This window comes from Mycetocola lacteus, assembly GCF_003667575.1.
GTDB lineage: Bacteria > Actinomycetota > Actinomycetes > Actinomycetales > Microbacteriaceae > Mycetocola > Mycetocola lacteus.
Genome location: NZ_RCUY01000014.1, coordinates 38,979 through 60,589, shown reverse-complemented (window position 1 = coordinate 60,589; position 21,611 = coordinate 38,979). Strand labels below are relative to the sequence as shown.

Here is a 21,611-nt window from a genome sequence, read left to right as displayed (position 1 = left end):
GTCACGACCGGGTGTCCGGACTTGTATGGTGGGCATAAGCACATCCATGACGGCCGTGTACGGCGCGCCCGTAGAAAAGAGGAAGTAGTGTTCGTCACCCTCACCAATACTCCCCGCGACTATGCCTGGGGTGCCCCGGGCGCGATCAGCGCGCTGCTGGGTGGGACGCCCACCGCGGCACCGGAGGCGGAACTCTGGCTGGGAACCCACGCGGGCAGCCCTGCGCGGGTGAGTGCGCCCGAGGGCCCCGCGAGCTTCGGCACGCTGGAGCGGTGGCTTGCGGCGGAACCCGCGGCCGCGGGAACCGAGAGTGGTGCGCTGCCCTTCCTCTTTAAGGTGCTGGCCGCGGGGTCTCCGCTGTCGATTCAGGCCCACCCAAACGCCGAGCAGGCGCGCGCGGGCTTCGAACGCGAGAACGCCGCGGGGATCGCCCTGGATGCCCCGCACCGCAACTATCGTGACCCCTTCCCGAAGCCCGAGCTGATCGTCGCGATGGAGGACGGATTTGAGGCGCTCTCGGGGTTCCGTCCGATCGCCAAGGTGATCGCCGACCTGGATGAGCTGGTCCATGCCGGGGTGCAGGACCCGGTGCTGCGTGATCTGCGAGAGCGACTGTCTCACGCGATCGATGAGGGCGCCGAGGCGGAGGTGCTGGCGCAGGAGGTTTCGGCCGCGCTCGGCGGTGACCGGGAGAGCGAACGTGCCGCGCTGGTCGCGGCGGCCACCTCGATTTCTCGGGTCCCGCTGCCGCACCTGGCCGAGACGGTCCGCCTGCTTGTCGCGGACTATCCCGAGGATTCGGGTGTGTTTGTTGCGCTCTTTCTCAACCGGGTCACCCTAAAACGGGGGGAATCGCTGTATTTGGATGCGGGCAATATGCACGCCTATCTGCGCGGCATTGGCCTTGAGCTGATGACGGCCAGCGACAATGTGCTGCGTGGCGGAATGACTCCCAAGCACGTGGATATTGCCGAGCTGTTGGCCGTTGTCAGGTTTGCTCCGGGACCGGTCCCGTTTCTGGATCGCAGCGATATCGCCCCGGGTGTTGTGGGCTATCAGCCCGCGGGTGCAAACTTCGCGCTGTACCGCGTAGACCCCGAAATCACGCGGAGTTTTCGGGTTTCCGGCCCGGCAATCGCGCTGCAGATTCAGGGAGAAGCGACGTTGGAGCAGGGCGCGGACCATACGAGCCTGGTGCGCGGAGACATCCGATATCTGACTCCGAGCGATACGGTGGTACGCATCGCCGGGAACGGTGAACTTTGGATCGCTTCGGGCCCATTTGGCGTCACCGCTTGAACACGATTTGAACCTGTCGGCGCGTCGTGAAGTCTCTAGCTCGCGCTGAGGGTTTACGATCTGCGACTTGACGAATCCCCAATTACAAAGGTGTAATTATCTAGGTGTCACTAACCGGTGCACCGAAACACCAAGGGGAAAGGGGGTCGATATGTCGCTCGACTATCGACAGGGGGTTCCCGACGACTGGTTTATTGACCCGGTTGATCTGGGAGTACCCGGAGTACGCCGCGATGACGAGGACGGGAATCCTCTCTCATGGCAGGCTGACTCGCTGTGTGCGCAGACCGATCCCGAGGCGTTTTTCCCTGAAAAGGGCGGCTCTACACGCGATGCAAAGCGAATTTGCACCTCGTGCGAGGTGCGGGCTCAGTGCCTGGAATACGCGTTGGGTAATGACGAGCGGTTCGGAATCTGGGGCGGACTTTCCGAGCGCGAACGTCGCAAGCTGAAAAAGCGCGCGGGCTAGGACTCACCACGGGGGTGGAATCTGAGGATTCCGCCCCGGTGTGCTTCCTGGGCATCCGCCGGGATTTATGGCGCGCCGAGGCAGCGAGTCCCGGTGCTCGCCGGGACAACATAGTCTGGAAGAAATGTCTCCACGTGTAACCGCCATCATTGTTGTCCAGGACGGCTCCCGGGATGCCGTGCACCTGAGGGCGACGCTGCACGCCCTCGAGGCTCAGACGCGCCGTCCCGATCACGTCGTCGCCGTGAGCCTCGCCTCGCCGCCCGCGGTCATCGAATTACTGCAGGGCGCGGCGATCCAGCAGATCGTTCAGCTGCGCGAAAACATGGGCTTCGGTGAGGCCGTGCGTGCGGGAATCCGTGCCTCCGCCGACGTGCTCGCGGCCACCGGCGCGGCGGATGTGGACGGGGACGCCTACTGGCTTCTTGCCCAGGACACCGCCCCCGAACCCGGCGCCCTGGCGGCGCTGGTCGGCGCGCTTGAGGTGTCGCCCTCGGTGGGCATCGTGGGACCCAAGCTTCTTGACTGGGATCGTGGCGAGACGATCATCTCCTATGGCGAATCGATGACCCCGCTCGGCGCCGCGGTGACCCTGGTTGCCAATGAACTCGATCAGGGCCAGCACGACGCGGTGAGTGATGTACTCGGTGTGGCCGCGCCGGCGATGCTGGTGCGTGCCCGCGTCTGGGACGAAGTTTCCGGCATCGATCCCGCACTGCACCAGGCCGATGATGGCCTGGACCTCTCGGTGCGGGTGCGCCTGGCCGAGCACCGGGTCTCGCTGGAACCCAGCGCTCGCGTGCGCTGGGCCGGCGACGGTGTGGCCGGTCCCAACCGCTCGCGTCGCGGCGCCGTGGTGCGCCGACAGGCCTATGTTTCGCGGGCGGCGCAGCTGCATCGCCGCATGGTGTACGCCAACGCGGCCGTGGTGTGGCTGCACTGGCTGAGCCTGCTGCCGCTGGCCCTGGTGCGCGCCGTCTGGCGTCTGATCACCAAGCAGCCCGAGCTGATCACCTCGGAGATCGGGGCCGCGCTGGCCGTGGCCTTCGGATTTGGACGGATCTCGCGTGCCCGCCAGCGTCTTCGGGCGTCCAAGCGTGTGGGCTGGGCACAGCTGGCACCGCTGCGGATCTCGGTGGGCGAGGTCACCCGCCGCAGCCGTCTGCGCCGCGAGGCCGGTGCCGTCACCGTTGTGGTGGAGCGCAGCGACCTGCGCTTTATCTCCGGCGGCGGAGGATGGCTGGTTACCGCATCCGCGCTGCTCTCGGCCGTGCTCTTCTTCCGCTTTATCGACGTGCAGGCCCTGGCCGGAGGCGGACTTCTCCCGCTCTCGAACACCGTCGGCGAGCTCTGGGGAAACACCGGCTTTGCCTGGCGTGATCAGGGTCTCGGCGTCATCTCCGCGGCCGATCCGTTCGCCGTAGTGCTGGCATTCCTGGGCACGCTGACCTTCTGGAACCCCTCGTTCTCGATCGTGCTGCTCTACCTGCTGGCCCTGCCGCTGGCCACCCTGGGTGCCTGGTTTGCCGCAACCCGGCTCACCGAACGCAGCGGATACCGCCTCTTTGTGGCCGCCCTGTGGACCCTGGCCCCGAGCCTGCTCGGCTCGCTGGCAGCCGGAGAAATCGGCGCGGTTATCGTGCACCTGCTCCTGCCGTGGCTGTTCTACACCGCCTCGGTCTTCCGCCGCTCCTGGGCGGCCACGGCCGTGGCCGCGATGCTGGCCGCGGTGATCCTGGCCTGTGCCCCGTCCCTCTCGATCGCGTTTGCGCTGATCTGGGTCGTGCTGCTGGTGACCGCCGGACGGTACATCCCGCGCGTGATCTGGATGCTGATCCCCGCGCTGACCCTGTTTGCCCCGCTGATTTGGCAGCAGGGAATCCGCGCCGGCAACTGGTGGGCGCTGCTCGCCGATCCCGGTTCGGTGCTCACCGCGTATCCGGTGACCGAGGGCTGGAAGATCGCCCTGGGCATGCCCGCCTACGGCAACAGCGGCTGGCCGGGACTGATCTCCTCGCTCGGCATCGGCGGCGTTGCCGCCGAGTGGGCGCTGCCGGTGCTGCTGGCCCCGCTGCTCCTGCTCGCGATCATCGCCCTGTTCTTCCGCGGAACCCTGCGCGTGTCCGGACTGTTGCTGATCGCGCTGCTGGGCCTCACCACTGCGGCCCTCTCCAGCCACCTGCTGGTGACCCTGAGCGGCCCCAACACCGTGGCTATCTGGCCGGCACCGGCGCTGAGCCTGTACTGGTTGGGCCTGGTGGGTGCAGCGGCAGTGGGGCTGGACGCCATGCGTCGCCGTGGCATGATCCCCGCCCTCGTGGTGGGTGTGCTGGCGATCGTGGTGGCCGGTCCGATGATCGCCATCTTCCCCACCGGACACAGCCCGGTGCAGGCCTCGGATGGACGCACCCTGCCCGCCTACGTGACCGCGGCCGCGAGCCAGGACCCGAGTCAGGGCACCCTGCTGATTCGTCCCGAGCGGGCCGACGCGATCTCCGCCACGCTGATTCGGGGTGGCGGCACCAGCCTGGATTCACGCTCGACCCGCGCCAACACCCGCACCGCCCTCACCGAGGACGATAACCGCGTCGCCGACCTGGCCGGAAACCTGATTTCCGCCAGCGGACTGGATGTGGCCAAGACCCTCACCGACCTGCGGGTGCGCTTTGTTCTGCTCGCCCCGGCCAGCCCCGGCCTCGACCCGGCGGATGCGGCCGGTGCCGAACAGACCCTCAACCGTGCGGTCGCCGCGCTGGAAACCGAGGGGGCGCTGGGACGCGTGGGCCCGACGGATCAGGGCATCCTCTGGCGCTTTGACGGGCAGATTCCGCCCGCCGCCGAGGCTCCGACCACCTGGGCGACCCCGGTGGTGGGCTTCCTGACCGGGCTGGTATTCATCGTGGCGCTGCTGCTCGCGGTGCCGACCGCAGCATCGCGCCGGATGGCCGAGGCGACCCCGCGTACCATCGGTCACGCGGTTCCGCGTTCCGGCGGTGGACGTCGTGCCGCCGGTCGTCGCGGAAACCACCGTGAGGTCGAGGGCTCGAAGCGTGCGCGCCGTCGGGCCGAACGGGTTGCCGAGAAGGAGGCCGAGGCAGCCCTGGCCGCCGAGGTTGAGGCGCACGCCCCGGACGTGAGCGAGCCGGAGGCACCGGTCACCGCGCCCGAGGCCGAGTCCGCACCGGCCTGGCCCGAGCCCACCGATGCCGAGGCCATCGCCCGCACCGCCGAGGCCGCCCACGACGCCGAGCTGGCCCAGGCGAGCGAGCCGGCCCCGGTGCCCGAGACCGACCGCGAGGCGACCGAGCGGGAGGGGCAGATCCCCGATGCGGGTGCAGCGCCGATCGCCACCCCCGAGGAGGCTCCGGCCGCCGAACCGACGATTATCGTCACCGGTTCGGCTCCCGAGGCCTTAGACGATGACTCGAAGGAGCAGAAGTAAATGGTTTCCTCACGGAGCATCGCCACGGTTTCGGGACGTATCGTCGCCGGGATCGCCGGTGTGGGTGTCGTGGGTTTGGTTGCGTTCGGGTTTACCCGGGTGACGATTCCCACAATCAGCGCCAGCGCGCCGAGTGTTCAGGTTCATCCCAGCGCCGCCGCGCAGACCCGGGTGTGCTCGGGCCCGCTGCTGCAGCCGGGTGAATCCGGCGGCCAGGCAACCGTGATTGGCGGCGTGCAAACGGCCACCAGTGCCGACGCCGACCCGTCCGTCACCCCGCTGACCAACCCCGAACTCAGCGGAACCGAGGCTGGTTCGGCCGAGGTTCTGCGGATCCCCGTGGCCGGAACCCAGACCCCGCTGCTGGCCGGATCACAGTCTCAGCAGGTCGGCCTCGCCGATCTCACCGGTTTCGCGGCCAGCGCGTGTGCCGAGCCCGTGGCCGATGCCTGGTTGGTTGCCGGAAGCACCGCTACCGGCCGCACCTCACTGATCACCCTGGCCAACCCCGGGAACGCCGACGCCAACGTGGTGCTGGAAATCTTCGGTGAGAACGGGCGCGTTGAGGCTCCCGGAGCCGACGGCATCATCGTGCGTGCCGGGTCGCAGAAGGTAGTGTCCCTGGCGAGCCTCGCCCCGGGTCTGGAAAAGCCGATCGTTCACGTGAGCACCCGTGGTGGGCACGTGTTTGCCAGCGTGCAGCAGAGCTCGGTGCGCGGCCTGACCCCCTCGGGTGTCGAGGTAGCCGGACCGTCCGCCGCCCCCGCCTTGAACCAGTACGTCCCCGGTGTGGTGATCCCCGAAACCCCCGCCGAACTCGAGTCCGATGACACCTATGACGACCGCGCGACCGCACTGCGCCTGATGGTTCCCGGCACCACCGATGCCAAGGTCACCATCTCCTTTGTCAACGAGGCCGGGGGGAGCGCCCCCATGTCGCTTGAGGCCACGGTACCCGCGGGTGTGGTGCACGAAATCTTCCTCGCCAATCTGCCTGCCGGATCCTTCGGGGTCAAGGTCGAGTCCGACCAGCCCGTGGTGGGCGGCGTACGCGTCACCACCACCAACGGGGCGGACTTTGCCTGGTTTGCCTCCACCTCCAAGATCGGAAACTCCGCACGGCTTGCCATCGCACCGGGGGAGAACCCGCGACTGCACCTCGGCAACCGCGGTGACGCCGACGCCCGGGTCACGCTGACCCCGGTGGAGGGCGACCCGATCGAGGTCACGGTGCCCGCCGGTGGCGGTGCCGTGGTTCCGGTCACCGCCGGTGCCGGTTACGTGGTCTCGGGGACCGGCGACGTGCTGGCCTCGGTGAGCTACGCGGGGGAAAGCGCGCTGTCCTCCTTCGCGGTGCAGCCGGCCAACCCGGGCTCCTCCACGGTCACGGTCTACCCGCGCTAGAACCACAACAGGCCCGCCCCATCGTTTGGGCGGGCCTGTTCTCTAGATCCACCCCTGTCGGGAGGCCAGGTGGACCGCCTCGTGGCGATTGGTCGCCCCCAGCTTGGCGATGGCCGAGGCAAGATAGTTGCGCACGGTGCCGGGCGAGAGCGAGATGCGCTGGGCGATCTCTCCCACCGGTGCACCTTCCCGGGCGAGGCCGAGGACGTCGGCTTCGCGGGGCGTGAGCGGCGAATCACCTGCCCCCACGGCCTCGGTAGCGAGGTCGGTATCGATGTGACGGCCACCGTCCATCACGCTGCGCACCACCTGAGCGAGGGTCTGGGCAGAAACTGTCTTAGGGAGAAAACCCATCACCCCCACGGCCAGGGCCGATTTCAGATAACCGGGTCGCCCGTGGCTGGTGACGATGATGCATCGGCAGGCCGGCAGTGCCGTGGAGAGCTGGCGGGACACCTCGATTCCGTCGGGCTCGGGCATCTGTAGATCCAACAGGGCAATGTCCGGGCGATGGCGCAGTGCCTCGCGGATCGCCTCCTCACCGCTGGCCGCGCGGGCCACCACCTCGAAGTCGTCCTCAAGTTCCAGAAGCCCCGAAATGGCGTCGCGAATCAGCCGTTCATCATCGGCTATAAGGATGCGGATCATTCTGAATCTCCGGTTTCTGCGGGAAGAAGGGGAAGGGTCGCATCGAGTCGGAACCGATCGCCACCGTGATCGGTGCTGACCCGGCCGCCACGGGCCCGGATTCGCTCCGACATGGCCAGCAATCCACTGCCGGTGTGGGGATCGGCCACGCTCGGGCGCAGGGTGCGAGCACCATCATTGGTGATCAGCACACGCACGTGATCCGTGGCAACGGTGGTGGTGATAATGACCCGGCGTGCCCGGGAGTGCCGGAGCACATTGGTTACCCCTTCACGGATCACCCAGGCGAACGTATCAGCCACCGCGGGCGGCATCGCAGGGCCCTCGATCGTGCAGGAAATTCCGGCGGCCGCGAGCAGGGATTTTGCCCCCGCCAGCTCAGCCGCCCAGGTGGGCTGGAGCTCTCCGCGCACCACCTGACGGACCTCGGTGCCCGCGTCTCGGGCAAGCCCTCGGATTTCGATCAGCTCATCGGCGGCACGCTCATCCTTGCCGCGGCGTACCAGCTCAAAGGCCAGCTCACTCTTCACGGCGATTGCCGCCAGGGTACGCCCAAAAACATCGTGCAGGTCACGGGAGATCCGCAGGCGCTCATCGGCCAGGGCTAGGGCAGCTCGGTCTTCATGGGCACTCTGTAACTCCATCAGGACTCGCAGCATCCAGACCGTCGACCAGCATGCCCAGAGTGAGACGCTCGCCGCCAGTAGCGTGCAGATCGCCAGTAGCGCCGAGTCGGTAAAGGGCAGGAGCATAAGGGCCAGTACGACGTACAACACGTTGAGCCAGACGGTGCGCCGGGTGGTGAGAAGGGGGATGAAGCTCGTGGGAACCGAGGCGATCACCGCAACGATGGGAAAACCCACCACCGGGTCCGGGATCATCAGCAACACGGCCACCAGCGTCACCATGATCGCCAGCCACAGCACCACCAGGGAGATCGACAGCGGGGTGCGATAGCCCACAACTCGGCGTACGCTCCACCGGCTCACCCACATATTGCCGGCTACCAGAAGAAGCGAGAGGGTCGTCGCTGTCCAGACCGGAACCGGATAGTCCGAGGCAATGCCGCGGGAGATACCAAGCCCCACGCCCACCGAGATGGCCGGAACCAGCACCACCGTGTAGGCCGACCAGCGCACAAAAGCCTCAACCCGGCGTGGGTCCAGGACCGTCGCGATGCGGGGCGAGGATCCGGCCAAATCAACCGGGCTGGGCTGCGGAACGGCAAATCTGGACATGCTTGTACTCTACCTACTGCGATATTTGTGGATGCGGGATATATGCGGATAGGCACATTTTCGGGCACGGATATGCGGCACCGCGGATATCTCGGGATATCCGCGGTGCCGCAGCGTGAGTTCGCTAGGCGGATACCGCGGCGCGCTTTGCTGCGCGACGCTCACGGCCCAGCAGGATTGCAACCACAATCACCGCGGTGTATCCCACCACCGGTGCTAACAGGGCGCTGACCACATTGTGCGAGGTGAAGGAGGAGAAGTCCCAGAAGGCGTGCAGCAACATGCTGAAGACAAGCGATCCAGTTGCGCGGCGGGTCAGGTAGAACAGTGAGCCCATTCCAAAGGCGACGAACACCTGGAAGTAGGTGGCACCACCCACACCGTAGAAGATGTTGGGGAGGTGGAAAACCGCAAACATGAGGGAGGTGAGGAGCCAGACACCGGTCTCACCGAATCGGGTTCGGAAGGCGACAACCAGCTGCCCGCGGTTTACGGTCTCCTCGCTAAAGCCCACCATCAGACAGCCAATGCCAACAAGCAGGAACATGGTGGGGCTGACGGTGCTGAAATCCCCGGTCACCATGTTGGCAGCGGCGATCACGGTGGCCATGATGGGCAGGAACAGGGTCCACTTGGGCAGTCGCTTGAGTTCGCGAATCGCGGGCTTCCACCAGCCGTAGACGCTCACCAGAATGACCGTCAGCACAAAGCCGGCGATGGTCGGCGGTAGGAACATCGTGAGTACGTTCTCGACGCTGTCCGAGACGTGCATATAGTCCACCCCGACCAGGGTGAAGACCGCGTAGAACACGGCCATATAGGCGAGGTAGACCAGCACACCACGCCAGGCGGTCGGCCGGACGCGAAGCGCTGAGGGGATGGAGGATGTGTTGTTTACCATGTCCCCAGTTTTTCGGGGACCGCGGACCAAAAACAGTGTGATGTGTCATGAGTGGTGTGCAGAGTGCACGGGTTCGAGATGACAGATGTCATACCCGCCGATCACACGGGTACTGGCGGGAATTAGCGGCCGGCGCGGGCGCTCCAGCGGCCCTCGTGCTCGCTGATCCGGATCGGATAGTTGAAGCTCTCCGAGACCGCCTCGGTGGTGAGTACCTCTCGGGCGAGACCCTGGGCCGAGATCCGGCCGTCGGTCACCAGCGCGGCATGGGTGGTGGAGGAGGGCAGCTCCTCGAGGTGGTGGGTAACCAGCAGGGTCGCCAGTTCGGGCCGGACCGACACCAGGTGGTCCACGGTTTCCAGCAGCTGCTCGCGGGCGGCTACGTCGAGCCCGGTGGAAGGTTCGTCCAGGAGCAGCAGTGCGGGGTCTGTGATCAGGGCCCGGGCGATCAGCGTGCGACCGCGCTCACCCTGAGACAGGGTGGTCCACGGCTCGGCGAGTTTGGAACCCAGCCCCAGCAGGGTCGCCAGCTCGAGGGCGCGGGCGCTCTCGACCGCGGTGGGTTCCCAGCGCATCATCTTTTCCACGCTGCCGGTCAATCCGGTGAGGATCACATCCAGGATCGGCAGCGGACTTTGCAGCGGGTGCCGCGGATTCACATGGCCGATATGGGTGCGCAGCTCCCGAATCTCGACCCGGCCCAGGCGTGCGCCCAGCACGTCCACGGTGCCGCTGGTGGGATGCTGGACCGCGCCGCAGAGGCTCAGCAGGGTGGACTTACCGGCGCCATTGGCCCCGATCACCGCCCAGCGCTCACCGGCATGAACGGTGAGATTGACATCGATCAGAAGGGGCCGGCCACCACGTACCAGGCCGACGTGTTCGAGTTTCAGCACCTCGGTGCCGATTTCGGGGGAGGAGGAAGAGGGGAGCATCACACGCTTTCAAGACGGGATCGCGCGGTCCGAGCCGGCACGATCAACACGGTGCAGGGAGCGCTGCGGGGTCGTGGCGCGGGGACGCGAGTCGTGGGTGTGCGGCGTCGTGCCCGGGATTCCAGCCTAGCGGAAACGCTCGGGACCGAGGTCCCAGGGGTCGCGCTCAAGATACTCAGCGGTGGCCCGGAACACGCAGCTTTCGATGTGCATCTGGCGGTGCAGCTGATCGTTGACGTGCAGCCGAGCCAGTCGCTCGATCGGCACCCGGTAAAGAATAATCCGGCGCTGATCGCGCAGCGCGTCCCAGCGACGCACCCCGGTGGGACCGGGCTCACCCAGCGGCATCCCACCGATCTCAAACGAGACGTTTTCCAGCTCCTCGCTCCACATACCGCGCAGGAAATCCGCGGTGCTGCCGACGATCAGATCGAAGAAGTCGACCCGTCCGCGCAGCGGCGGAAGGTGCGGCCCGGTGACCGAACTGCGGCCTGCGCGTCCGTGACGATCGTGTCGTACGGCACGTCGTCCGGTACCTGATCGTTGGGAGTGGGAGGAGCGGGGCATTGCCCCAGTCTACGCGTTTCCCGGCAATACCGACCGGTAGGACCGGTGGGTCTGCGCGGGCAGGGTACGCTGAGAGGGATATGAATCAGAGGCTCTGCTCCCGAATCGGCTGTAACCGCGAGGCGGTCGCGACCCTCACCTACGACTACGCGGATTCGATGGCCGTGATCGGACCGCTCGGTACCGAGCGTCGCCCGCACTGCTATGACCTGTGTGCGTTCCATGCAACCCGTCAAACGGTGCCGCGGGGATGGACCCTGATTCAACCGCGAACCACCCCCTAACCCGGAGGCAGCATGAGCCCGTTCCAGCGTGTGTCCTACATCCTGTTTATCGTCCTGGGCGCGGGATTTGTCATCTACGGCATCATGCGCGGGGCGATGGGCGGATTCGCCGGGTCGAGCCTGCTCACCGCGATCATCTTGATTCTGGCCGGTGGCCTGGTACTTTACCGCGGATTTCGCGGAGTGCGCGCGATGCTGGAGGGGCGTTCAGACGATTCGTCCGAGCGCTGATCGCCCACCCAGAATCCTCTCCGTAATGTAACGAAACGGTCTGCAACAATGGGACTATGTCGCGTCCTGAACTTTCAAACGATCTCCCCTATCTCGTTGCAGACCTGAGCCTCGCCGAGGCCGGTCGTCACCAGCTGCGTCTCGCCGAAAACGAGATGCCGGGCCTGATGAGCCTGCGTTCCGAATTCGCCGAGAGCCAGCCGCTGGCCGGCGCTCGCATCGCCGGATCGCTGCACATGACCGTGCAGACCGCCGTGCTGATCGAAACCCTCGTTGCCCTCGGTGCCCAGGTGCGCTGGGCCAGCTGTAACATTTTCTCGACCCAGGATGAGGCCGCCGCGGCCGTCGTGGTGGGCCCGAACGGAACCGTGGAGAACCCGCAGGGTGTCCCGGTGTTCGCCTGGAAGGGCGAAACCCTGCCCGAGTACTGGTGGTGCACCAGCCGCATCTTCGACTGGTCTACCGAGGCCGCCGAAGCCGGTGCCGACTGGGCCGGACCCAACCTGATTCTGGACGATGGCGGCGACGCCACGATCCTGGTGCACAAGGGCCGCGAGTTTGAACTCGCCGGGGCCGTACCCGCCACCGCCGAGACCGACAGTGTCGAGTACGGCGTGATCCTCGACCTGCTGCGCGACTCACTGGGCACCAGCACCGACCGCTGGACCCGCATCGCCGAGGAGATTCAGGGCGTCACCGAGGAGACCACCACCGGTGTGCACCGCCTCTACGAGCTTGAGCGCGACGGCAAGCTGCTGTTCCCGGGCATCAACGTCAACGATTCGGTGACCAAGTCCAAGTTCGACAACCGCTACGGCATCCGCCACTCGCTGCCGGACGGCCTGAACCGGGCCACCGACGTGCTGATCGGCGGCAAGGTTGCCTTCGTCGTTGGCTACGGTGACGTGGGTAAGGGTGCGGCCGAAGCCCTGCGCGGTCAGGGTGCCCGGGTGATCGTCTCCGAGGTTGACCCGATCTGTGCACTGCAGGCCGCGATGGACGGCTTCCAGGTCGCCAAGCTGGAATCGGTTGTCGGCCTGGTTGACATCTTTGTGACCACCACCGGTAACTTCAACGTGATCCGTCCCGAGCACATCCTGGCGATGAAGCACCACGCAATCGTCTCCAATGTGGGCCACTTCGACAACGAGATCGATATGGCCGGGCTCGGCAAGATCGAGGGCGTCGAAAAGGTCGAGATCAAGCCGCAGGTGCACGAGTGGAACCTGCCCAACGGTCGCAGCGTGATCGTCCTCTCCGAGGGGCGCCTGATGAACCTGGGTAACGCCACCGGACACCCCTCGTTTGTGATGAGCAACTCGTTCACCAACCAGGTGCTCGCACAGATCGAGCTGCACACCCGTCTCGAGGAGTACCCGGTGGGCGTGTACACGCTGCCCAAGCTCCTGGATGAGAAGGTTGCCCGCCTGCACCTGGACGCCCTGGGTGTCGAGCTGACCGAGCTCTCCCCGGAGCAGGCCGCCTACATCGGAGTCTCGGTTGAGGGCCCCTATAAGGTGGACCACTACCGCTACTAGCGGATAACGCAAACGGCCCGGCATCCACGCGGATGCCGGGCCGTTTTGCGCGTGCGCTCGGTCTGGTGCAGTTCCTATACGGTGGTTTCCCAAATATCGAGGCTGACGTTGAAGCCCTGCCCAAGCTCCTCAGTCACCCGCAGGGTGAGGATGCCGCCTTCGGCCGCGTGAGCCTCGGCGTGGGCGATGTTCTCGCCCCAGCCGTGGTCGTGGTGGTAGACGGTGTTGAAGCCGTGGGCCCAGGCCTTCAGCCGGGCGCGCAGGGCATCCGAAATCTGGGGAAACTGTGATTCGTTGGTGAGCCCCTCCGGACCCCAGAGCGGCCAGTCCACCCCGTACTCGTTTGCAATCTTGATGGATATCCGCTCTCGGGTCAGGCCCAGCCGGAACCGGTCGCTGGAGAAGACCTCAAAACGCTCACCGCTCAGGGGTGCGTCGGCACACCAGATCGGTGTTCCGTCCTGGGCAGAGGTGTCGGCGGTCGCCGGTTCCACCTTGTGTTCGTCCCGCTGGTCCGGTTCGATCGCATAGCTCAGCGCCAGTTCATCGCCGGTGGTGCCGCGGATGCCCCAGTTTTCGCGCGGGGTCTCGGTGAGGGTGATTTCGAGGTCCTGCGGGTCGATGCCCACGTCCGTCGAGACCCGCTCGAACAGCTCGTGGATGAATCGCTTTCGGGTGTCCACGCTGCGCCCGGCAAAGAGTGACACCTCGATGATCGTGTAGTTCTGGCTGCGGTCGGCGGGGAAGATGAAGTCCTCGCGCTCGAGCGGGATGAAGCGATGGAAGCGCTTGGCCTCGGGTAGCCCTAGTTCGGCGACCGCGGCTGCGTGAATGGCTTCCGAGAGTGCCTGCCGTCGCGGGCGCAGCGTGTCTGCGAGTCCATAGATGATGATCTGAGCCATGCATGCCAGTATGCCCGCGTGTGCGCCGCGGCAACAGGGTACGCTGGAATCCTCCCGCGCGTAAGCGCATCCATTTTGGAAGGCCCCGGATAGTGAAACCGCCCACCGTGTATGACGTTGCCGAGCGTGCCGGGGTCTCGATTGCCACGGTCTCGCGGGTGCTGCGCTCGCCGGATCGGGTGCGTCCCGACACCGCCGCCCGGGTCGAGGCGGCCGTGCGCGAACTGGGCTATGTTCCAAGCGGTGCCGCCCGCGGGCTGGCCGAGCGACGCACCGGCGTGCTGGGGCTCTACCTGCCGGGGTTTGACGCCATTGAGGACCTAACCGAGATCGAGCTGCCCGAAACCGGCGGGACGGATATCGTTACCGACCTGGGCAAGACGGCCGACGACCACATCGCCGATCTCTACTTCGATGAGGTGGTGCGCGGGGCCGAGCTCGAGGCCTGGCGACGCGGATTTGCGCTGATGGTTGCGGTGGGGCGGGGGAGTAAATCCCTGCAGACCTTTACCGATATGGCCGGACGGGTGGACGGCTTAATTGTGCTGGCACGGGCCGTGCCCGACGCGGTGTTGAAGCCGCTGGCCGCACGCATCCCCGTGGTGGTGCTGTCCTCACGCGGCGACTATGAGGAATTTGACCGGGTGTCGGTGTCCAACCGTGAGGGCATGGCGGCGCTCACCGATCATGTGCTCACCCGCACCGATGGTGCGCTGGTGTATCTCGGTGGGCCCGAGGAGTCTCCCGACGCTCGGGACCGTCGCCGCGGTGTGCGTGACGCGCTGGAAAAGCACGGGCGCGCCGAGGATATGCGCTGGATCAGCGACACCTTTACCCGGGAAACCGGCCGCAGAGTCGGCCGTGAACTGGCGGAATTAGCGGACGCCGGCGGGGAGCTTCCCGGAGCCGTGCTGTGCGGTAACGATCAGATGGCGCTCGGTGTGCTGGACGAGTTTGCGGCCGCCGGCATCGAGGTGCCCGGACGCGTGCTGGTCTCGGGCTTTGACGGTATCCCCGCCGCGGCGCTGTCGAGTCCGCGGCTGAGCACCGTGCGCCAGCCCATCGAGGATCTGGGCCGGGCGGCGATCGCCCTGCTGGATGAGCGATTCCAGGAGCCGGCGGGGGAGCCGCGCGGAGTGCGCCTGCCGGTGTCGGTCCTGCTGCGTGAGAGCACCGAACCCGCGCGGTAGCGGCTTGCCGTATGGTTTGGCGCAATCCATCCCAATTGTGAGGAAAACGCCCGAATCTGGGTGTGACCCGACCGGGGGCCGTGCGCCACGCTCTGGGGCTTGCATTTTGTAAATGTATGCGCTTACACTGAGGGGGTTGCACGCGTCCGCGTGGCAACTCGACGTGTTCAATGCCCTCCCCCGAACGCGCCGACTCGTGACGAGGATGACTCGAGGTTTCGCATTCAATGAAGAAATTTCCCCGCCGATCGCGACTGCTATCGCTTGTCGCAATCACGATCGCGACGGGTCTAGCCCTCACCGGATGTAACATCCACATCGAGAGCAAGCCGGACCCCACAATTCCCCAGGACACCCTGCTCCTGGCCGCCGATCAGGGCTCGCCCATGTATCAGCGCAACTTCAACCCGTTCATGGCTAACCGCCGGATCGGTGCCGCCTACATCTACGAGCCGCTCGTGATCGTGAACGATGTCAACGGGGATGTGACCCCCTGGCTCGCCCAGAAGGTCACCCAGCCCGACGCCTCCACCGTGGTGTTCACCCTGCGGGATGGCGTCAAGTGGTCCGACGGCAAGCCGCTGACCGCCAAGGATGTTGAGTTCACCTTCAACCTGCTCAAGACCAGCCCGACCCTGGACATGCAGGGTATCTGGCAGTACATCAGCACGGTCGAAACCGGCACCGATGAGGGTAGCCAGACCGTGACCGTGCACCTGAAGTCCGCAGACGTTCCCGCCGCCAACATCATCGCGCAGACCCTGATCCTGCCCGAGCACCTGTGGAAGAACGTCAAGGACCCCGGCACCTACACCGATGAAAACCCGGTGGGTACCGGCCCGTTCACGCTCGGTAACTACAGCCCGCAGCAGTACACGATGAACCGCAACGAGAACTACTGGCAGAAGGACAAGGTCACGGTCAAGCACCTGATCCTGCCCGCCACCAACGGTCAGCTCGCGATGGTCACCCAGGGATACGACTGGGGTTACATGTACATGAGCGACGTGAAGAAGACCTGGGGCGGTGCCAATCAGTACAACCGCTACTGGTTCCCGCCGGGTGGTGTGATCTCGCTTCAGCCGAACCTCACCAAGGCCCCGTTCAACAACCCCGACGTGCGTCAGGGTATCGCGCTGGCCCTGGATCGTAAGCAGATCGCCGATGCCGCAACCGAGGGCTCGATGCAGCCCGCAACCCAGGCCGGAATCCTGCTGCCCAACCAGCAGGCAGACCTCGACCCCTCGATCCCCAACGGCGGCGTGATCACCCAGGACCTGGACGCGGCCAAGGCAGCCTTCGCCCGGGCCGGGTACCACGACCAGGATGGCAAGCTCGTGGACGCCTCGGGTAAGCAGCTGAGCTTCTCGCTGCTCACCGCCAACGGCTACACCGACTGGCTGCGAGCAGCCAGCCAGGTACAGCGCCAGCTCTCCGCACTCGGCATCGACGTCAAGCTCACCCAGCCCCAGCCCCCGGCCTACCAGCTGGCCCTGCGCAACGGTGACTTCGACATCGCGATGGGTGCCTACGGCGGACTCGGTTCGCAGTACCAGGACCTCAACGGTCTGCTGAACAGCTCCAACTTCCGGCCCGTGGGCCAGGAGGCACCGAGCAACTTCGAGCGCTACCAGAACCCGGCGGTGGACGAGATCCTCGCCAAGTACCGCACCTCGCTCGACCCCAACGAAACCCGCGAGCTGGGATACCAGCTGCAGCACGCGATGGTCACCGACCTGCCGGTGATCTCGCTCTACTACGGCGGCTCCTGGGGCCTGTACAGCGAGAACAAGTACGTGGGCTGGCCCGACGCCGACCACCCGTACGCCTCGCTGAAGACCTACACCCCGACCGCCCTGCTGATCTTCACTTCGCTGAAGCCGCGTGAGCACACCGAGGACAAGAAATAATGAAGTATGCACTGCGCAAGCTCGGCATGCTGTTGCTCACCCTGTGGGCCGCGGTCACGCTGAACTTCTTCCTGCCCCGGCTGATGCCCGGTTCGCCGGCCGACGCCGCGATCGCCAAGCTCTCCCAGAACGGACCCGTGAGCGCCGCGACCCGCGCCGCGATCGAGGCCCAGCTGGGTGTGCCCGGCGGTAACCTGTTCGAGCAGTACGTGCACTACCTCCAGCAGGTTGTCACGCTGGACTTCGGTGTCTCGTTCACCTTCTATCCCGAGAAGGTCTCCGACCTGGTCCTGACGGCTCTGCCCTACACCCTGGTGCTGGTGGGACTCGTCACGATCCTGGCCTTTGTCATCGGAACCCTGATCGGTATTCTTGCCGCCTGGAAGCGCGGCACCTGGATGGACACCCTGCCCACCCTCGGTGGCAGCTTCCTGAGCGCGTTCCCGTACTTCTGGATCGCCCTGCTGCTGCTGTTCTTCGCGGGCTACGTGGGCCACCTGTTCCCGACCTCGGGGGCGTCCTCGCCCACCGCGGTCCCGGAGTTCTCGTTCTCCTTCATCGCCGACCTGATCTATCACGCGACCCTGCCGGCCCTGACCATCCTGATCACCTCGCTGGGTGGCTGGATCCTGGGTATGCGTAACGCGATGATCAACACCCTCGGCGACGACTACGTGACCTTTGCCGAGGCAAACGGTCTGCGCGGCCGCACCGTGGCCATCAAGTACGCCGCCCGCAACGCGATCCTGCCGAACCTCACCGGTTTTGGTCTGGCCCTCGGTGGCGTGGTGGGTGGTTCGATCCTGGTGGAGCAGGTGTATGGCTACCCCGGAATCGGATACCTGCTGTACAACGCCGTGGTCAACCAGGACTACCCGCTGATGCAGGCCCTCTTCCTGATGATCACCGTGAGCGTGCTCATCGCTAACTTCCTCGTAGACATTCTCTACGGTGTACTCGACCCAAGGACGCGACGATGACATCCACCACCACTACCCCCGTGCGGGCGCGCGCACTGCGTGGCACCCTGCGCACGATTGGCCGGATCGCCGGCACCATCTGGTCCAACCCCCGGGCCCGGATCGGCGTGGTCCTGCTGGCCATCTTCATCATCACCGCAACCTTCGCCCCCTGGCTTGCGCCCTACGGTGCCAGCCAGGACGGCTTCGAACGCAGCGCCGGCGGCTCGGCCGCCCACTGGCTCGGCACCACCGCCGCCGGTGAGGATGTGCTCTCCCAGATCATCTGGGGCGCCCGCGTCTCGGTCTTTGTGGGATTCGCGGCCGGAGCCATCGCCACGGTGATCGCCGTGCTGATCGGCCTCAGCTGGGGCTACTCGCGCGGCTTCGGCGGCGACGTGGTGGGCTTCATCGTCAACCTGTTCCTGGTCATCCCGGGCCTGCCGCTGATGATCGTGATCGCCTCCTACCTGCAAAACGGTGGCATCGTGATGATCATCGCGGTGATCGTGGTCACCGGTTGGGCCTGGGGTGCGCGCGTGCTGCGCAGCCAGACCCAGACGCTGCGCTCGCGTGACTTCGTGACCGCCGCCCGGTTCGCCGGGGATAGCTCATTCCGCATCATCTTCCGCGAGATCCTGCCGAACATGACCTCGCTGATCACCGGTTCGTTCTTCGGTGCGGCCACCGCGGCGATCCTCGCCGAGGCGGGTCTGGAATTCCTGGGTCTGGGTGACCCGACCACCGTCAGCTGGGGAACCATGCTCTTCTGGGCACAGAACTCCAACGCGCTGCTCACCGGACAGTGGCTGCTGCTGTTTGCCCCGGGTCTCTGCATCGCGCTGCTGGCCACGAGCCTCACGCTCATCAACTTTGGTGTCGACGGGATTTCCAACCCGCGGCTTCGGGAAGGAAAGGGTCGATGACCACCAACACCACTCCCGCACAGGGAGCCGAAGAGCCGATTCTGCGGGTCGAAAACCTCACGGTGGAGTACCGCAGCGAGGGCTTCGAGCCGGTCGCCGCGGTCAAGAACGTCTCCTTCAGCCTGCGTCGTGGCGAGTTCATTGGACTCGTGGGCGAATCGGGTTCGGGTAAGTCGACCCTGGGCTTTGCCCTGACCCGTCTGGCCAAGCCGCCGGCAACCATCGTGGATGGCAAGATCCTGTTCCACGGATCCGACATTCGCACCCTGGATGATGAGGCCCTGCGCAAGCAGCGTCGCGGTGGATTCGCGATGGTGCTGCAGTCGGGCATGAACGCGCTGAACCCGGTGCGCACCATTCGCAAGCACTTCCACGACATCTTCCGTGCCCACGGTCACGTCGAGGCGGGCAGCTTCAACGCCCGCGCGAGCGAGCTGGTGCGCAAGGTTGAGCTGCCCGAGACGGTGCTGGATCGCTACCCTGGGGAACTCTCCGGCGGTATGCGTCAGCGTGTGTCGATCGCCCTGGCCCTCTCGCTTGAGCCCGAGCTGCTGGTCTTTGATGAGCCGACCACCGCGCTGGACGTGCTCGTGCAGCACGCGGTGATGGACACCATCCGCCAGCTCCAGGCCAGCGAGGGCTTCACCGCGATCCTGATTTCCCACGACCTGGGTATCGTGCTGGAATCCACCGAGCGTGTGCTCGTGATGCACGACGGCGTCGTGGTGGAGGATGGCCCGAGCCACCAGATTCTGGATGACCCGCAGGCCGAATACACCCGGATGCTGCTCAGCCACTATGCGGACCCGCGCGCCGAGGAGATCCACATCCCCGGCTTCAGCACCCGCGGACGCTCGGCCGATGCCGCGCGGGCCGAGCGTGCCACCACCTCGCCGCGATCCGATGCTCGGGCGGCCCGCCGCGCCGACGCCTCGATCGTGGTCGAAGGGGCGAGCAAGGTCTATGCGCCGCCGCGTCGGGGCGAGCAGCCCGTCGTCGCAGTGGACAACGTGTCCTTCACGCTGGCACCGGGGGAGTCCCTGGCGCTGGTCGGCCAGTCAGGTTCGGGCAAATCGACCATCGCCCGCCTCGTGACCGGTGCCGAAAAGCCCAGCTCGGGTCTCGTGCGCTTCGGTGACTCGAACCTCGCGAGCCTGCGTCGCCGGGAGCTGCGCGATCTGCGCAAGAACGTTCAGATGGTGTTCCAGGACCCGTATGCGGCACTCAACCCGCTGCACACGGTGGAATACACGCTGCTGCGTCCGATCCTGAACTTCACCGAGCGTCGTGGTGAGGAGGCTCGTGAGCGCATGCTGGAGCTGCTGGAAACCGTGGGGCTGACCCCCGCGGAGACCTTCGCGCAGAAGCTCCCGCACCAGCTCTCCGGTGGTCAGCGTCAGCGCGTGGTCATTGCCCGTGCCCTGGCGAGTGACCCGCAGGTACTCGTGGCCGATGAGCCGGTGTCGATGCTGGATGTTTCGCTGCGCGCGGGTGTCCTGGGTCTGCTTGAGGACCTGCGCGAGCAGTGGGGTGTGAGCATGCTCTACATCACCCACGACCTGCTGAGCGCGCGTCTGGTGACCGATCGGATGATGGTGCTGAACGCCGGCCGCGTGGTCGAGTCCGGCCCCACGGCCGACGTGCTGCGCAACCCCAGTGACGAGTACACCATCCGCCTGCTGGACGCCGTGCCCAACCCCGCGCGGGCACGCGAAACCCGCTAGAACAGGGTGTCCGGGAACCTGGTTCTCGGACACTCCAACCCGGACACCCGGATCCCGCCGGTGCACCCGAACCTGTTTCGGGTGCACCGGCGGGAGCCACCGCCTTACCGCCCGAGCCTCGCGAAGGAGACCCCATGAGTACCCCCGACTCGACCACCACCCCCGGTTCCACGATCACCCCCGGCAGCCCGTTTGGTGGCCTGGAGCTGGACCCGCGGGTGACCCCGCTGAACATTGCCGCCGGGGTGGGCACGCTCACCGCGCTGCACTCGGCACCCGTCGGGCAGCGTCGTGGCACGGTCCTGTTTGTGCCGGGCTTCACCGGGTCTCGTGAGGACTTCCGCACGTTCCTGCCGCTGCTGGCCGAGCGCGGCTGGGATGCGTGGGTCTACAGCCAGCGCGGTCAGGCCGATTCGGTGGGACCCGAGGGCGTGGAGAACTACAGCCTCGACCTGTTCGCCGCCGATGCGGTGGAGGTCGCCCGAATTGTGGCTGCCGAAATCGGAGACGCGACCGTGCACCTGGTGGGCCACTCCTTTGGTGGCTGTGTCGCCCGCGCCGCGGCGATCCTCGACCCCAGCGCGTTTGCGAGCCTGACCCTGCTCTGCTCGGGCCCGCACGGGTGGCCTGGACGTCACCAGGACACCGAGTATGCGGTCCAGGAGGGTGGCTCGATCGGCCTCTGGTACCGCGACAACCCGCACACCCTGGGCATGCCCGATGAGGACATGGATCCCGAGATGGCCTTCCTGCGCCACCGCGCGGCCGCGACCTCCTCGGACAACCTGATCTCCGGTGCACGCATCCTCCGCAACGACCCCGACACCACCCCCGAGCTGGCCGCAACCGGCCTGCCGGTACTCGTGGCTCACGGCGAGCACGACGATAAGTGGCCGATCCCGATGCAGCGCGACAGCGCCCTGCGTCTCGGGGCCTACTACGCGGTGATCCCCGTCGGTGCCCACTCGCCCCAGTTCGAAGCGCCCGAGGCCACCGCGGTGGCCCTGGATGCATTCTGGGCCGACCACTAAATTTCCCCTACCG

At 66.2% G+C, this 21,611-nt stretch carries 19 protein-coding genes; 13 read left to right on the top strand and 6 right to left on the bottom strand.

Annotation, left to right across the window (positions count from 1 at the left end; translation table 11 throughout):
- The first annotated feature begins 87 nt into the window (after positions 1 to 87).
- The 4 genes from manA (at position 88) to D9V34_RS14725 (ending at position 6,614) form a co-directional block, all read left to right on the top strand.
- Positions 88 to 1,299, top strand: a complete 1,212-nt coding sequence (manA, locus tag D9V34_RS14740) for a mannose-6-phosphate isomerase, class I (protein ID WP_121689253.1) — start codon at positions 88 to 90, stop codon at positions 1,297 to 1,299.
- Between the two features lie 151 nt (positions 1,300 to 1,450).
- Positions 1,451 to 1,768, top strand: a complete 318-nt coding sequence (locus D9V34_RS14735) for a WhiB family transcriptional regulator (protein WP_121689252.1) — start codon at positions 1,451 to 1,453, stop codon at positions 1,766 to 1,768.
- A 124-nt stretch (positions 1,769 to 1,892) separates the two neighbouring features.
- Positions 1,893 to 5,210: a glycosyltransferase gene (locus D9V34_RS14730; RefSeq protein WP_183091991.1), complete on the top strand. Its 3,318-nt coding sequence runs from the start codon at positions 1,893 to 1,895 to the stop codon at positions 5,208 to 5,210.
- Positions 5,211 to 6,614: a DUF5719 family protein gene (locus D9V34_RS14725; protein WP_121689250.1), complete on the top strand. Its 1,404-nt coding sequence runs from the start codon at positions 5,211 to 5,213 to the stop codon at positions 6,612 to 6,614.
- A 42-nt stretch (positions 6,615 to 6,656) separates the two neighbouring features.
- Here D9V34_RS14725 and D9V34_RS14720 read toward each other — a convergent pair whose 3' ends face one another.
- The 5 genes from D9V34_RS14720 to D9V34_RS14700 all read right to left on the bottom strand — a co-directional run bounded on the left by D9V34_RS14720 (position 6,657) and on the right by D9V34_RS14700 (position 10,903).
- Positions 6,657 to 7,262, bottom strand: a complete 606-nt coding sequence (locus D9V34_RS14720; protein ID WP_121689249.1) for a response regulator transcription factor — start codon at positions 7,260 to 7,262, stop codon at positions 6,657 to 6,659.
- Positions 7,259 to 8,500, bottom strand: coding sequence for a sensor histidine kinase (locus D9V34_RS14715; RefSeq protein ID WP_121689248.1), 1,242 nt, complete (start codon positions 8,498 to 8,500; stop codon positions 7,259 to 7,261). Before D9V34_RS14715 ends, D9V34_RS14720 begins: the two co-directional genes overlap by 4 nt.
- Before the next feature lie 124 nt (positions 8,501 to 8,624).
- A complete protein-coding gene (locus D9V34_RS14710) occupies positions 8,625 to 9,401 on the bottom strand; it encodes a CPBP family intramembrane glutamic endopeptidase (protein WP_121689247.1) in 777 nt (258 codons plus the stop codon).
- A gap of 122 nt (positions 9,402 to 9,523) precedes the next feature.
- Positions 9,524 to 10,336 (bottom strand): ABC transporter ATP-binding protein, encoded by an 813-nt coding sequence (locus tag D9V34_RS14705; RefSeq protein WP_121689246.1) that lies wholly within the window; start codon positions 10,334 to 10,336, stop codon positions 9,524 to 9,526.
- 126 nt (positions 10,337 to 10,462) lie between these two features.
- A complete protein-coding gene (locus D9V34_RS14700) occupies positions 10,463 to 10,903 on the bottom strand; it encodes a metallopeptidase family protein (RefSeq protein ID WP_030148977.1) in 441 nt (146 codons plus the stop codon).
- Positions 10,904 to 10,983: 80 nt separating this feature from the next.
- Between D9V34_RS14700 and D9V34_RS14695 the strand changes: the two genes are divergently transcribed.
- The 3 genes from D9V34_RS14695 to ahcY are packed head-to-tail and all read left to right on the top strand — an operon-like array spanning position 10,984 to position 12,956.
- A complete protein-coding gene (locus D9V34_RS14695; RefSeq protein WP_030148976.1) occupies positions 10,984 to 11,187 on the top strand; it encodes a DUF3499 family protein in 204 nt (67 codons plus the stop codon).
- 12 nt (positions 11,188 to 11,199) lie between these two features.
- On the top strand, positions 11,200 to 11,418 hold the full coding sequence (locus tag D9V34_RS14690; protein ID WP_121689245.1) for a hypothetical protein: 219 nt from the start codon (positions 11,200 to 11,202) through the stop codon (positions 11,416 to 11,418).
- Positions 11,419 to 11,474: 56 nt separating this feature from the next.
- The gene (gene ahcY, locus D9V34_RS14685; protein WP_121689244.1) at positions 11,475 to 12,956 is read left to right on the top strand and encodes an adenosylhomocysteinase; all 1,482 of its coding nucleotides are present in this window, start codon (positions 11,475 to 11,477) and stop codon (positions 12,954 to 12,956) included.
- Between the two features lie 74 nt (positions 12,957 to 13,030).
- Here the strand turns inward: ahcY and D9V34_RS14680 are convergent, their stop codons facing one another.
- A complete protein-coding gene (locus D9V34_RS14680; protein WP_121689243.1) occupies positions 13,031 to 13,858 on the bottom strand; it encodes a tautomerase family protein in 828 nt (275 codons plus the stop codon).
- Between the two features lie 92 nt (positions 13,859 to 13,950).
- On the opposite strand from D9V34_RS14680, the gene D9V34_RS14675 reads away from it, so the two are divergent.
- The 6 genes from D9V34_RS14675 to D9V34_RS14650 all read left to right on the top strand — a co-directional run bounded on the left by D9V34_RS14675 (position 13,951) and on the right by D9V34_RS14650 (position 21,598).
- Positions 13,951 to 15,048 (top strand): LacI family DNA-binding transcriptional regulator, encoded by a 1,098-nt coding sequence (locus tag D9V34_RS14675; protein ID WP_245992032.1) that lies wholly within the window; start codon positions 13,951 to 13,953, stop codon positions 15,046 to 15,048.
- 227 nt (positions 15,049 to 15,275) lie between these two features.
- On the top strand, positions 15,276 to 16,958 hold the full coding sequence (locus D9V34_RS14670) for an ABC transporter substrate-binding protein (RefSeq protein WP_030148967.1): 1,683 nt from the start codon (positions 15,276 to 15,278) through the stop codon (positions 16,956 to 16,958).
- On the top strand, positions 16,958 to 17,938 hold the full coding sequence (locus tag D9V34_RS14665; RefSeq protein WP_121689241.1) for an ABC transporter permease: 981 nt from the start codon (positions 16,958 to 16,960) through the stop codon (positions 17,936 to 17,938). The genes D9V34_RS14670 and D9V34_RS14665 overlap by 1 nt, the downstream gene beginning before the upstream one ends.
- Entirely contained in the window at positions 17,935 to 18,843 is a 909-nt protein-coding gene (locus D9V34_RS14660; RefSeq protein ID WP_121689240.1) for an ABC transporter permease, read from the top strand. Before D9V34_RS14665 ends, D9V34_RS14660 begins: the two co-directional genes overlap by 4 nt.
- Positions 18,840 to 20,567 (top strand): ABC transporter ATP-binding protein, encoded by a 1,728-nt coding sequence (locus tag D9V34_RS14655; protein WP_121689239.1) that lies wholly within the window; start codon positions 18,840 to 18,842, stop codon positions 20,565 to 20,567. The genes D9V34_RS14660 and D9V34_RS14655 overlap by 4 nt, the downstream gene beginning before the upstream one ends.
- Before the next feature lie 134 nt (positions 20,568 to 20,701).
- Complete coding sequence (locus D9V34_RS14650; RefSeq protein WP_121689238.1) at positions 20,702 to 21,598, top strand: alpha/beta fold hydrolase; 897 nt, start codon at positions 20,702 to 20,704, stop codon at positions 21,596 to 21,598.
- Positions 21,599 to 21,611 lie beyond the last annotated feature (13 nt).

Excerpts from the sequence above, each read along its gene's own strand:
- D9V34_RS14700 (WP_030148977.1), bottom strand. The coding sequence starts at position 10,903 with ATGCCCCGCTCCTCCCACTCCCAACGATCAGGTACCGGACGACGTGCC.
- D9V34_RS14715 (WP_121689248.1), bottom strand. The coding sequence starts at position 8,500 with ATGTCCAGATTTGCCGTTCCGCAGCCCAGCCCGGTTGATTTGGCCGGA.
- ahcY (WP_121689244.1), top strand. The coding sequence starts at position 11,475 with ATGTCGCGTCCTGAACTTTCAAACGATCTCCCCTATCTCGTTGCAGAC.
- D9V34_RS14730 (WP_183091991.1), top strand. The coding sequence starts at position 1,893 with ATGTCTCCACGTGTAACCGCCATCATTGTTGTCCAGGACGGCTCCCGG.
- D9V34_RS14665 (WP_121689241.1), top strand. The coding sequence starts at position 16,958 with ATGAAGTATGCACTGCGCAAGCTCGGCATGCTGTTGCTCACCCTGTGG.
- D9V34_RS14655 (WP_121689239.1), top strand. The coding sequence starts at position 18,840 with ATGACCACCAACACCACTCCCGCACAGGGAGCCGAAGAGCCGATTCTG.
- D9V34_RS14725 (WP_121689250.1), top strand. The coding sequence starts at position 5,211 with ATGGTTTCCTCACGGAGCATCGCCACGGTTTCGGGACGTATCGTCGCC.
- D9V34_RS14710 (WP_121689247.1), bottom strand. The coding sequence starts at position 9,401 with ATGGTAAACAACACATCCTCCATCCCCTCAGCGCTTCGCGTCCGGCCG.
- D9V34_RS14660 (WP_121689240.1), top strand. The coding sequence starts at position 17,935 with ATGACATCCACCACCACTACCCCCGTGCGGGCGCGCGCACTGCGTGGC.
- D9V34_RS14680 (WP_121689243.1), bottom strand. The coding sequence starts at position 13,858 with ATGGCTCAGATCATCATCTATGGACTCGCAGACACGCTGCGCCCGCGA.
- D9V34_RS14695 (WP_030148976.1), top strand. The coding sequence starts at position 10,984 with ATGAATCAGAGGCTCTGCTCCCGAATCGGCTGTAACCGCGAGGCGGTC.
- D9V34_RS14670 (WP_030148967.1), top strand. The coding sequence starts at position 15,276 with ATGAAGAAATTTCCCCGCCGATCGCGACTGCTATCGCTTGTCGCAATC.
- D9V34_RS14705 (WP_121689246.1), bottom strand. The coding sequence starts at position 10,336 with ATGCTCCCCTCTTCCTCCTCCCCCGAAATCGGCACCGAGGTGCTGAAA.
- D9V34_RS14735 (WP_121689252.1), top strand. The coding sequence starts at position 1,451 with ATGTCGCTCGACTATCGACAGGGGGTTCCCGACGACTGGTTTATTGAC.
- D9V34_RS14650 (WP_121689238.1), top strand. The coding sequence starts at position 20,702 with ATGAGTACCCCCGACTCGACCACCACCCCCGGTTCCACGATCACCCCC.
- D9V34_RS14720 (WP_121689249.1), bottom strand. The coding sequence starts at position 7,262 with ATGATCCGCATCCTTATAGCCGATGATGAACGGCTGATTCGCGACGCC.
- D9V34_RS14690 (WP_121689245.1), top strand. The coding sequence starts at position 11,200 with ATGAGCCCGTTCCAGCGTGTGTCCTACATCCTGTTTATCGTCCTGGGC.